Origin of the sequence: Arthrobacter endolithicus, assembly GCF_026627425.1 — a bacterium.
Classification (GTDB): domain Bacteria; phylum Actinomycetota; class Actinomycetes; order Actinomycetales; family Micrococcaceae; genus Arthrobacter_M.
This window is the reverse complement of sequence record NZ_JAPNLH010000003.1, coordinates 142,144-153,825: the sequence shown is the minus strand read 5'-3', so window position 1 is coordinate 153,825 and position 11,682 is coordinate 142,144. Positions and strand designations below refer to the sequence as shown.

Genomic DNA, 11,682 nt, shown 5'->3' with positions numbered 1-11,682 from the left:
ATCGGGTTCTACCCAAATAGGTTTTCCATGGATCAGCGCGGCAGACGGCTGGGCCCAGTTTATCGTCCATCCCGTTCCCGGCTGAATTTATGGCAGGAGTAAGACGCTGGGGAGCGCTCACCCGATGGCGCTGCGCCGGCCCTCAAAAGCTCGGCCGAGGGTGATCTCGTCCGCATATTCCAAATCCCCACCGACCGGCAAACCCGAGGCCAAGCGGGTCACGCGAATGCCGATTGTCTTCAGCATCCTGGCCAGGTAGGTGGCCGTCGCCTCGCCCTCCAGATTGGGGTCCGTGGCAATGATTACCTCCTCGATCTGGCTGTCGTTGAGCCGGGTAAGGAGCTCGCGGATCCGCAGTTGCTCCGGGCCCACTCCGGCGATGGGATTGATAGCACCTCCCAGCACGTGGTAACGGCCTCTAAACGAACGGGTTCGTTCCACTGCCACCACATCCTTGGACTCTTCAACTACGCAGACGACAGTGGGGTCGCGCCGGGAGTCGCGGCAGATATTGCACGTATCCTGTTCCGTCACATTTCCGCAGATGGAACAGAACTTAACCCGCTCCTTCACTGTCACCAGGGCGGTCACCAGGCGCTTGATATCGTCCTGATCCGCTTCGAGGATATGGAACGCGAGTCGTTGCGCGGACTTCGGACCGATTCCGGGCAGGCGCCCCAGCTCATCGATGAGCTCCTGAACTGCTCCTTCGTACACCCATTCCTCGTTCTGTTGTTGCGGTTGCGGTTGCATTTGCAGTTTGTTGATGGTCTCACCCAGTTGCCTCGGCTCTTTGCCGACGGCTGCGGATCTTTGTCGACGGCCGCAGCAGGCATAACCGTCAGGAGCCACCCAAGCTGCGCTCTTCGACCAGCCTGCCGCCGAGGATCCGTTCCACGGCGGCGCGCCCCACCAGCTGCGAAGTCTCGATGGTCTCGTCATCCGCGCTCGGAATGTCCTCAACGTACGGCAAGTCTACTTTGCGCTGCGGCGCTGCCACCCGTCCAGCCTGGGCCTCCGGGCTGTTTTTGAGGCGTTCGTAGAGGCTCATCTTGGGTTTGACGGCTACAGCGTCTGCGGCCGACGTGGAGCTGGAGGTCGGCAACACGGCGGGAACGGACTGATCGGCCGCCCAAACGTTGGCAGATCCAGTCGGAGCTCCGCCTGCGGTTCCGGTTGCAGGCAAGGATATCGACGCCGGTACGGGCGCCGCCCAGTCCGGGGCATCGGCAATCGCCCCCCAACCGGGGTCCACCGGCTCAGCGGGCCGGTGATCGGATTGTTGACCGGCCCGTTGACCGGCCCGTTGACCGGGCTGCTGACCGGGCCGCTGGCTGGCAGGTGGCCGACTATCCGCCGCTGCCCGGGATAGAAAGTCAGGCCGGGCTGCCTCTGGAGCACCCCATTCTGGTGCCGGTTCCTCGTCGTGCGGAGGCGGCTCTTCCTGCTCATACCCCCACGACGAGATAACTGAGTTCGTCTTGGGTGCGTCTTCAGATGCCTCGTCGGGGGTACGGCTCGAAGCGTCGGAACGCATTGCGCGGGCGCCTGCGGCATCCGCTGTTCCGCCGCTGCCCGCAGTTCGGGCGGCATCCGCTGTTCCGCCGGTACCTGTGGCCCCGGTTGCACCCGCAGGCGTCGCGGGATTGGCGGCCGTCATGGCAGCGGGAGGCCGGCCTGCCGGAACTGCCCGGCTAGTAGGAGCTTTTGGGTCTGGCTCAGCGCTCGAACCCGCGGAAGAGGAATCTCCTGCGACCGCATTGATCCGGCAATTCATCCCCAAGGTTTTATGAATGGCCGCGCGAAGGTTGTCCGCATGATCACCGCGGCTGAAGGCTCCGGCCAGGCCCGCAGTGCTGAACGATAGCTGCAGGACCTCGCCGTCAAAAGTCTGCGGGGTCGCGTTAGGCGCAACCAACGCCCAGCTGCTTCGCTTGACCTTCGTCAGGTTGTCCAAAATCTCAGGCCACGCCCGGCGGAGGACCTCTACTCCCGTTGCGCCGGAAGCCGCCGGTGCGTGCTGGGCCGCTGGCGCCGAGTCAGCTCCAGATTCTGAACTCGACGCTGCTGAATTCGACGGAGGACGACCGGATTGCGCTGGGGCCAACGGACTGGGGCTCACAGGGGCAGGAACGGAATGCGTATCCTGCGGCGAGGGCTCCGGTTTGGTTTGGGCACTGCCTCGCCGCTCCTCAGCCGCGCCGGACGAGGGCGTATCCCCGGAAACGGCCGGACCGCTGGCTGCAGCTGAGCCGGCAGGCTTGCCGTCCGCCGTCGCACTTTCAACGGCCGGTAATGTGTCTGCGCCGCCATAGCTGAGCCGGCGTTCTATCCTGTCCAGGCGTGCTCCCATTCCGCGCTCGGATTGGTCGGCGCCGGGCAGCAACAGCCGGGCACTGAGCAATTCCAGATGCAGCCGCGGTGACGTAGCGCCTGTCATCTCCGTTAGCGCAGTGTTGGTAACGTCCGCCGCGCGGGACAATTCCGCGGCACCCAATTGAGTGGACTGCGTCTGCATCCGGGCGATCTGGTCCTCTGGCATCCCGCGCAGGACGGCATGGGCACTTTCCGGCATGGCTCGGACAATAATGAGGTCGCGGAATCGTTCCAGCAGGTCCTCGACGAACCGCCGCGGGTCATGACCTGTCTGAATCACACGGTCCACGGCCCTGAAAACCGTACCCGCGTCAGATGCTGCCAAAGCGTCGACGACGTCATCCAGGAGCGACGCGTGCGTATAGCCCAGTAGCGAGACGGCCAGCTCATAGTCCAGACCGGCCGGCCCGGCGCCCGCCATCAGCTGATCCAGCACCGAGAGTGAATCGCGGACCGAACCGCCACCTGCCCGGATCACCAGGGACAGGACCCCCGGCGCCACGGGAACGTTTTCCTGCCGGCAGAGTAGGCCCAGATACTCCATCAGCGGCTCCGGAGGGACCAGTCGGAAAGGGTAATGATGAGTCCGCGAACGAATGGTGCCAATCACCTTGTCCGGCTCCGTGGTCGCAAAGATGAATTTGATGTGCTCCGGGGGCTCTTCAACGATCTTCAGCAGAGCATTAAAGCCGGCGGAGGTGACCATATGAGCTTCATCGATGATGAAGATCTTGTAGCGGTCCCGGACCGGTGCAAAAGTTGCACGTTCCCGCAGATCCCGTGCGTCATCCACGCCGCCATGACTCGCTGCGTCTATTTCGATGACGTCCAGGGAACCGGAGCCACCTCGCGCGAGTTCGATACAGCTGTCGCATTTGCCGCAGGGAATGGCAGTCGGTCCCTGCGCGCAGTTGAGGCAGCGGGCCAGAATCCGGGCCGACGTCGTCTTGCCGCAGCCACGCGGTCCGGAGAAGAGGTAGGCGTGATTGACCCGGTTCTTCTGCAGCGCCGCCATTAACGGCTCGGTCACATGCTCCTGCCCAATAACGTCCGCGAACGAATCGGGACGGTAGCGGCGGTACAAAGCGGTGGGAGCGGTCACAGGTGAAACCCTATCTGGTGCAACTGACATTCCGCAGGCAACGGTGGAGACCTGTGGAACCATTTAAAGTAAAGACCCCTCATGCACCCGCCAGAGCCCGTTTACCCTTGCTACCTTCCGGTCCTGGGGGAGTTCAACAGGGTGACGCCACATGAGGGGCCGGGAATTAGCTTACCCGAAGTTTCGCGCGGGGATTTAACCTCGGTGCGGGCGTGGCTGGTTATCGGGTGTCTTTGGGGTGGGTGGTATAGGTCTGGTGGGAGGGTGCCGTCCAGGTCAGGATGCCGTTTCCGGTTTGGCTGACTTTCCAGCCCATTTTGTGTTTAAGTTTGTGGTGGCGTTTGCAGAGACAGGCGAGATTCTCTATGTGTGATGGTCCATTGGGCCAGGGGATGGTGTGGTCGGTGTCGGTGAAGCGGGCTTGCCGGGTGCAGCCGGGGAATCGGCAGGTCCCGTCCCGGATCTGTAACCAGGTGCGGGTTTTCTGCGGGATTTTGTAGAGGTTCCGGTCCTGTTTGGCAGGAATGTTCGTGACGGGGTCGGTGAGCATCCGGTACCAGGCGGGTTCATCTTTGGCGAGGTCCAGGGCCGTTTCGATGGGCATCGGCCCGTACCCGGCGAGTTCGGCGGCTTCATCTTTGATACCCAGCAGCGAGAACAGCGGGATCATGATCATGATCTGCGCTTTAGGCTTCGGCACCCCGGCCCTTGATCCCCTACCGTGGCCGCTGCCGTGCGTATCCCGTCGCGGTCCGTGGTCCTCATCACCGTCTGTCCGGTCCCTGCTGGCGCTGTCCCTGCTGGCGCTGTCCGTGGTGGTGTGGGGGCAGGTGAGGCCCAGGAGGTAGGCGGCGGTGAGGTCCGCGCGGAGTTGGCTCAGGGTTCTGGGTTCGTCGGGTCCTTGGGCTTTTTGGGCGGCTTCGGTGATGGTGTTGTACGCGGCGAGGGCTGTTTCGGCCGGGAGGAACGCTTCGAGGTAAGCCATGCCGTCCTGGGCGGGCCGGAAGGTCAGGGACCTGCCGGCGGCGGCTTTGGTTTTGCGGGTGATGAACGCTTCGGGGTGCAGGGTTTCCCGCAGCCGCCGGGCGCGGGCCGCTACTTGGGGGTTGTTTTGTTCCTTCGCGCGGGTGAGGACGGCGGTTTCGTATTGCGGGAGGGTCTGGAGAGGTATTCCTTCGGCCTGGGCCAGGATGGTGCGGACGCGTTGGTAGTCCAGGTCCCCGCAGGTCAGGGCCGCGAACGTCGCGGGGAAGTTCTCGATCAAGGTGGTGGAGTCGTTGAGGAGGAATCCGGCGGTCCGTTCGGCCAGGTGCAGGGCACACCCGATTTCGCTGACCGCAGTGTTGTAGGCCAGGGACTGCCCGCTGACGGTGTTACGGGCCCGGTCCGGCATTTCGTCGAGTACGGTTTGCCCGATCCGCACGGACAGGCTCGCTTTCATAGCCGCGGCGTAGGACTCTAACCGTGCCGCGTCCGCGAGGGCCGCGACAGCGGCGGGGGTATCAAGGTCATCCACAATAGTGCCAGTCAGTTCCCGGGCGAGGTACGCCATCGGATGGGCGTTGACCAGCCTCGGGAACAACGCATCCACCGTCAACGCCGCCACCGCAGCATCCGACACGGCATTGACCGGGACAGCCGCAGCGTCCGGCAGCGCAGCCGGGACAGCGGCAGAATCGGAAGCAACGTCAGGACCTGACACGCGGGTTTCCAGACTTCTGCGGATCTGCTGCTCTTCCATGAACTAAGTCAACCAGCAGGGTCAGACATTTAAGGATTAGGTGCAATGTGAAGCGAGCAGGTACTCTGGAACCTGCTCATTGCGAGCAAACACTGGAGGATTCGCCTAGCGGCCTATGGCGCACGCCTGGAACGCGTGTTGGGTTAACGCCCTCGGGGGTTCAAATCCCCCATCCTCCGCCAGGGAGAAGCCCCGCTGTTCTGCATTTCGCGCAGACCAGCGGGGCTTTCTTGTTCTCCGGTGTAATCTTCGTCAGCACGTGTGGTGTGGAAGCGAAAGTGCCTTGTCCAAGTTTTTCCACCGGCCCTCATGGCCGCGGAAATCGCCGGTTGTCTAGGGCAGCAGGGCCAGACGCTTGAGGCGGCTTCGGGCAGCGATTTCGCTGGGTCCTACCCGGGCCAAGGCCAGGTGAATTACCCAGAGAACGATCCGCGTGCTGGTGACGACGGGTAGAGGAATCGGTCCTAAGTGCGCCCTCTTTAGGCCCAGCAACTCGCGGTATTTGGGTTCCAAGGATGCCACGGCGGCAGCGAAAAGCACCCGGTAACCAGCCATCAGAGTCGGGTGCAGGGGAGGACGGCGGAGGAAATCCACTACCTCGGCCACGCGCGTGTCAAACTTGAGGTCGCCGTCGTCGTACCATTTGTCCAGCATGCTGCGCATCTCCGCCTCGCTGGCCGGCACGCCCCGGACGCCCATCAGCGTTCCGGCCTGGACCCACTCGCGGACGTAGGCGTCGGGGCCGCCGGGAATCCGGGCACCCCAGATCTTGTGTGTGCTGAGGAAGGCATCGGTGAATGCGATGTGGACCCACTGCAGGAGTTCGGGGTCGGCGGCGGAATAGTCACGTTCCACCCCGTGGCCGTCAACGTACCGGCCGTTGACCCGTTCGTGGATGCGCAGTACCCATCCAGAGGCGGCCTGAGCCGCCTCCGTTGAGCCGTATGTCACGGTAAAAATCCATCGAATGGTCGACGCGAGGCGGCCCAGCGGGTCTTCCCTGAAGTGTGAGTGGTCATATACGCCGGCCAGGGCACCGGGGTGAAGGGCCTGCATCAGCAGCGCACGGATTCCGGCCACGATGGGGGACATGGAACCGTGCACGGCCCAGGTAGCGGAGCCCGGCAGGAAGTAGCCCGCGTCGTGACCGTCAGCGAGTTGCGGGACCCACTCCGGGACGGCGTCCGCAGATCCGGTCAGGGTCCTCTTGAGTTCGGACTGCCAGGTTTTCAGGAAGTTGGCCATGGCTCATTATCAGGCACTATGACCGCCAGGGACGAAGGGTTGCCTCGAGTGCGGCCTGGCACACGGTCGTGCGCTACCGTGTCCAGCAGCGGCAGCATGGGAATCCTGCCACTATGGCTTGAAGCCGGCGGAGCCGTGGCTCGGCCTGTGGATAACCTGTGTTTAGCCGACCATCATGTCAAGCCATTTGGCCAGGAAAGCCGCCCCCGCCTCGTCGTGAATCACGTCCGGATCCAGTCCCAGGTCCGCGGCGGTGAGGATTTGGTACGGCTTGTCCGGGACGCCGTCTGCGGGGCGAACGTCGACGTGCTTGACCTCGTGGTCGTGGTGGTGCAGCCAGTCGGCCATGGCATAGTCGGTGCGGGAATCACCGACCGTCCGCCACCCCTGCGGCACGATGTGCGCAGCGGCCAGGAGCTCGACTGCGCGGCTGGCTCCCAGATCCTTGCCGAGCCGGACGGATTCAATGTCCGTGGAAATGATGGTCGGATCCACGCGGAGAGCGCTAAGGCCGTGCCGGGTCATCAGCTCCAGGGCCTGAGCGTCAAAGCGTTTCTGCTCGGCCGTGTAATCCGCGGTGGAGACGTCCAGGCGCTGCTCCACGGAGACCATGGCGTGTTTAGTCTCGTCGAAAAACATGTGACTGGCGTAATCCTGCGTAACTAAAGTGCGGATGTCATCCGCAAAGGCCTTCGGCACTGCCAGCGAGCTGTCCACGTGCAGGGGTGTGGCGCCGTCGGACGTGTAGCTGAACCAGACGGCACCCTTTTCGCAGATGGCGTGGATCTTGGTCTCCGGCGACATTCCGGCGGCGATCATCGGGTCCATCACCTGCTCCTTGATGAACGTATCGGAGCGTCCTGTATTGAAGATGACGGGGATGCCGGCGGTTGCGAGCCGCAGCAGGTCCGTGATGATGCGGGGCTGGACGTCCCTGGTTACAGGACTGGCGATGGGCCCGTCAACGTCGAGCAGGAGGGCCAGTGGAACGGGAAGTGAAACCATGGCTCCATCGTCGCAGGACCGGACCCAAATTGCCCACCGGGCGCGTTCCAGCGGGTCCTCGCATGGCGCTATGGGCCGTAACCTTTTGGCAACGGCCCGCGACACATGGGCACGGCAAGTTCCCACGGTCGGCGCTTTTCTCTAGTCTGGACGAGTGATCTTTAAAGCGGTTGGCGACGGGCGCCCTTACCCGGAACATGGCTATGTCTCGCCCAAGGACTGGGCCGCGGTAGCCCCGCGGCAGGTCCGGCTGGATGAGCTGGTCACCACGAAAACCACGCTGGATCTGGAAGCGCTGCTGGCGGAGGACTCAACGTTCTTCGGCGATCTTTTTCCGCATGTGGTGCAGTGGCGGAACACGTTGTACCTCGAAGATGGCCTACACCGGGCCGTGCGGACGGCGCTGCATCAGCGGACAATTCTGCACGCGCGCGTTCTGGTCGTCGATGACTAAAGATCCGACTGCGCTAGGACTGCCGCCCAAGCCGCAGCTGCCTCCAGCGGGACGTTCGACGCCGTCTGGTTCGGCGGAGCCGGGTCCGACGGAGCCGGGTTCGACGGCGCCGGCCGTTGGCGCCAAGGGTGCCCGAAAGATGCGGGGTGCGCAGCGTCAGGCGGAAAAGCGTGCACTGCGGGCACAGCGGCGCGCGCTGCGGCGTTCGAAGGATGTCGCGGTCTTCCACGGTCACCACGTGGTCAGTGGTCCGGACCTGCAGCAGGTTTTTGCTCCGACGCAGGAGCTGGAGAACCCGATACAATTCCGGCATCGTCTGGTGCACGGCGTGATTTTGACGGCGCTCGCGGCGCTTGTCATCGCTGGGGTGGTTTTCGCCATGCTGCTGTCCCGCGGAGACCTTGTCCTACCGTTCGGGCAGAGCCGGACGACGGCGGCGCTCGCCTGTCCGGCGGCGACGTTCGACTATCCTGCCAATAAGGACGTCCGGGTGAATGTGTACAACAGCACGCTGCGGGAAGGGCTCGCCTCAGCGGTGGCAGCGGAGCTAAAGAATCGCGGCTTCCAGGTGGGAACGGTTGCAAACAAAACCACGAACTATACGGGTCCGGCGGCGATAGTTTCCGGTGCGGCGGGCCAATCTGCTGCGTTCAATCTGCAGCGGAATCTCGCCGGGACGGACTACGTCCAGGACGACCGCAGCGATGCCAGCGTGGATGTTTACCTGGCCAGCGGGTTCAGCGAGCTGGTGGCCGCCTCGAAGGTTGATCAGACGCCTGGCCTACTGTCCTGCCCGCAAATGAGTCCGAGCGCGACTCCGAGCGCGACCAGCCAGCGGTAGGCTAGCCGGCAGCCGGGAAGCCTCTGACAGGGTGTCCGTCGGCGTTAAAGACAACGCCGACGCCTGCCTGGATAAAGCGGACGGCGCCGTCGATATGGGCCGCGTGTTCCCCTGCGTGCTGCTCGTTCCCCCGGGAGGCGCTGGCGGCAAGGGAGCCGTGGATGAGGGGTGAGAGGGCTGTTACATCATTGGTTGGAATGTATCCCTGCTCCATGCCATCGCGCAGAATGTCCTGCAGCACGGCGTTGAGTTCGCCGACGTGGACACCGAGCTTAGCGAAGGATCCGGGTGAAAGAACGGACCGCATGGCCGGCCCGGGCGGGAGATGCCGGCGGGCCAGGTCCTCCATCTGGACGCGGATGTACAGTGCCAGGCGGTCCACGGGACTGTCAAGTAGGGCCAGCTCGGACTTCAGGTCACTGACAAACCGCCCGGTTTCGTCCAGAGCATAGGCAACCAGGAGTTGCTCCAGATCCGCAAAGTAGTTATAGACGGCGGTTCGCCCCACGCCTGCCTGCCGGGCGACGTCGGTCATGGTCAGACCGGGCAGGCCGTGGGTAAACAGGAGCGTACCGAAGGCGGCCAAAATTTTGCGTTGGGTCTGCTCGCGCTGTTCCACGTTCGTCGGGGCGGCTATCCGAGGCATGTAGACACTTTACCGCGAACTGTCAGTAAAAGTGCACGACGGAGGCCTGTCCGACTCCGGTCCCGGTGTGTCTGGTACGTGTGTGTTTAGCCGGGCCTACCTAGGCCACGCATACCTAGTCCGGGCGTCCATAGTCCGTGCGTGCCTAGTCCTGATTGCTGAAGGCGGAGTCGAAAGACTGGCCGGAGGGGGAGAAGTTGAACTTTTTCAGGGCAGCCAGGGCCTCGGGGGCGCCCTCGAGCCGGTCCATCGCCGCGTCTTCCCATTCAATGGAGATGGGTCCGTCGTAGCCGATGGCGGTCAGCGCCCGGAAGCTCGATTCCCACGGCACGTCCCCTCGTCCGGCGGAGACGAAGTCCCAGCCCCGGCGCGGATCTCCCCAGGGCAAGTGTGAACCCAGAACGGTGTTTCGACCGGTCAGGCGCAGCTTAGTGTCCTTGCAGTCGACGTGGTAAATCCGGTCCTTGAAGTCCCAGATGAAGGAGACCGGATCGGTGCCCTGCCAGATAAAATGGCTGGGGTCCCAGTTGATGCCAAAGGCTTCCCGGTGGCCGATGGCCTCTAACGTTCGGACCGTGGTCCAGTAGTCATAGGCGATTTCGGCGGGGTGGACCTCGTGGGCGAAGCGGACGCCGCATTCATCAAAGACGTCCAGGATCGGGTTCCAGCGGTCGGCAAAGTCCCGGTAGCCGGCGTCGATCACGGATTCGGGAACCGGCGGGAACATGGCCACGTACTGCCAGATGGAAGAGCCGGTGAAGCCGACGACGGTCTTCACACCGAGCTTCCTGGCCAGCCGTGCGGTGTCCTTCATGTCCTCGGCGGCACGCTGCCGCACTCCCTCGGGGTCGCCGTCGCCCCACACCCTGGTGCCTACAATTGCCTGATGCCGGAAGTCGATCGGGTTGTCACAGACCGCCTGGCCCCTGAGGTGGTTGGAGATGGCCCAGACCTTAAGGTTGAACTTTTCCAGCACGGCCAGTTTGCCGGCAATGTAGTCGTCGTCGTCCCATCGGGAGGCATCCAGATGGTCCCCGGATACGGCGATTTCCAGACCGTCATAGCCCCAGCCAGCGGCGAGTCCGGCAACCTCGTCGAAGGGCAGATCGACCCATTGACCGGTGAAAAGGGTATACGGGCGGGTCATAGCTGGCTCCTTGGAATTGGCTGCTGGTCAGCGGTGGGCCAGTTGGATGAGGGAGTTGGCTGCTGCCGATTCCTCGATGGCAGCCAGCACGCGTTGGACGGCCAGTCCGTCTTCGAACGACGGTGATGGGTCCGTGCCGGCGCCGACGGCCAGCAGGAAGTCCCTGATCTCGTGTGTGAAGCTGTTCTCCCAGCCAAGCACATGTCCGGGCGGCCACCAGGCATCGAGGTAAGGGTGCTCGGGTTCCGTGACGAGGATACGGCGGAACCCCTGTTCCCGGATGGGATCCGTACCGTCGAAGAAGGACAGTTCGTTGGGGTTCTCCAGATCGAACCGGAGGCTGCCCTTGCTGCCGAAGACCTCGATCTGCAGGGCATTTTTGCGGCCCAGGGCCACTCGGGAGACCTCGACGCTGGCCACCGCGCCGCCGGCGAGGGACAGCGTGGCCCAGGCTGCGTCGTCGACCGATACCAGTTCCGGTCCGTGCGGACCGGGCCTTTCGCTGACAAAGGTGTGCAGCCGGCCGGAGACTTCGGTGACGGTATCGTCGAGCAGGAACTGCACCTGATCGATTGCATGGCTGGCGATGTCACCGAGCGCCCCGGAACCGGCCGATTCCCTGCGCAGCCGCCAGGTCATGGGGGATTCGTCATCGGCCAGCCAATCCTGCAGATAGGCCGCGCGGACCTGGCGGACCACGCCCAGTTTTCTGCCGGTAATCAGACTGCGGGCCAGTGCCAGCGCGGGAACGCGGCGGTAGGTAAACCCGACCATGGACCGGACCCCGCGGTCACGGGCATGCTGCGCCGCGGTAACCATGGACTCGGCCTCACTAAGCGAATTGGCCAGCGGCTTCTCCACCAGTACGTGCTTTCCAGCCGCCAGCGCTGCAACGGCAATCTCGGCATGCAGGACCCCCGGCGCACAGATGTCCACGATGTCAATATCCTCGCGGGAGATCACTTCCCGCCAGTCGGTGGCCGATTCGGCCCAGCCGTAACGTGCTGCTGCGGCCGCAACGGCATCAGCATCCCGGCCGACCAGCACCTTTTGCGTAAAAGCGGGCACGTCGAAGAAAGCGCCCACGTTGCGCCAGGCGTTCGAATGCGCCTTACCCATGAAGGC

Annotated in this window: 10 protein-coding genes, 1 tRNA gene and 1 other RNA gene; 3 read left to right on the top strand and 9 right to left on the bottom strand. The window is 63.7% G+C overall.

Going from position 1 to position 11,682, the window contains the following annotated elements; translation table 11 throughout:
• Positions 1-117 precede the first annotated feature (117 nt).
• From recR to OS914_RS03940, 4 genes are all read right to left on the bottom strand, one after another.
• Positions 118-717: a recombination mediator RecR gene (gene recR / locus OS914_RS03955; protein WP_324290621.1), complete on the bottom strand. Its 600-nt coding sequence runs from the start codon at positions 715-717 to the stop codon at positions 118-120.
• A gap of 124 nt (positions 718-841) precedes the next feature.
• Positions 842-3,478: a DNA polymerase III subunit gamma and tau gene (locus OS914_RS03950; RefSeq protein ID WP_267544754.1), complete on the bottom strand. Its 2,637-nt coding sequence runs from the start codon at positions 3,476-3,478 to the stop codon at positions 842-844.
• A 67-nt stretch (positions 3,479-3,545) separates the two neighbouring features.
• An RNA gene (ffs, locus tag OS914_RS03945) (signal recognition particle sRNA small type) lies at positions 3,546-3,642 on the bottom strand.
• 56 nt (positions 3,643-3,698) lie between these two features.
• The gene (locus OS914_RS03940; protein ID WP_267544753.1) at positions 3,699-5,219 is read right to left on the bottom strand and encodes an HNH endonuclease signature motif containing protein; all 1,521 of its coding nucleotides are present in this window, start codon (positions 5,217-5,219) and stop codon (positions 3,699-3,701) included.
• 94 nt (positions 5,220-5,313) lie between these two features.
• Here OS914_RS03940 and OS914_RS03935 point away from each other — a divergent pair.
• Positions 5,314-5,401 (top strand) — tRNA-Ser (locus tag OS914_RS03935).
• 151 nt (positions 5,402-5,552) lie between these two features.
• Here the strand turns inward: OS914_RS03935 and OS914_RS03930 are convergent.
• Both OS914_RS03930 and OS914_RS03925 read right to left on the bottom strand, forming a co-directional pair.
• A complete protein-coding gene (locus OS914_RS03930) occupies positions 5,553-6,464 on the bottom strand; it encodes an oxygenase MpaB family protein (protein ID WP_267544752.1) in 912 nt (303 codons plus the stop codon).
• A 162-nt stretch (positions 6,465-6,626) separates the two neighbouring features.
• On the bottom strand, positions 6,627-7,469 hold the full coding sequence (locus tag OS914_RS03925) for a Cof-type HAD-IIB family hydrolase (RefSeq protein WP_267544751.1): 843 nt from the start codon (positions 7,467-7,469) through the stop codon (positions 6,627-6,629).
• Positions 7,470-7,623: 154 nt separating this feature from the next.
• Here OS914_RS03925 and OS914_RS03920 point away from each other — a divergent pair, with 154 nt between their 5' ends.
• Both OS914_RS03920 and OS914_RS03915 read left to right on the top strand, forming a co-directional pair.
• Positions 7,624-7,923, top strand: a complete 300-nt coding sequence (locus OS914_RS03920; RefSeq protein ID WP_196395135.1) for a type II toxin-antitoxin system VapB family antitoxin — start codon at positions 7,624-7,626, stop codon at positions 7,921-7,923.
• Positions 7,916-8,764: a LytR C-terminal domain-containing protein gene (locus OS914_RS03915; RefSeq protein WP_267544750.1), complete on the top strand. Its 849-nt coding sequence runs from the start codon at positions 7,916-7,918 to the stop codon at positions 8,762-8,764. Before OS914_RS03920 ends, OS914_RS03915 begins: the two co-directional genes overlap by 8 nt.
• A 1-nt stretch (position 8,765) precedes the next feature.
• Here OS914_RS03915 and OS914_RS03910 read toward each other — a convergent pair whose 3' ends face one another.
• The 3 genes from OS914_RS03910 to OS914_RS03900 form a co-directional block, all read right to left on the bottom strand.
• Positions 8,766-9,410, bottom strand: coding sequence for a TetR/AcrR family transcriptional regulator (locus OS914_RS03910; RefSeq protein WP_267544749.1), 645 nt, complete (start codon positions 9,408-9,410; stop codon positions 8,766-8,768).
• A gap of 145 nt (positions 9,411-9,555) precedes the next feature.
• A complete protein-coding gene (locus tag OS914_RS03905; RefSeq protein WP_267544748.1) occupies positions 9,556-10,557 on the bottom strand; it encodes a sugar phosphate isomerase/epimerase family protein in 1,002 nt (333 codons plus the stop codon).
• 27 nt (positions 10,558-10,584) lie between these two features.
• Positions 10,585-11,676 (bottom strand): Gfo/Idh/MocA family protein, encoded by a 1,092-nt coding sequence (locus tag OS914_RS03900; RefSeq protein WP_420713863.1) that lies wholly within the window; start codon positions 11,674-11,676, stop codon positions 10,585-10,587.
• Positions 11,677-11,682 lie beyond the last annotated feature (6 nt).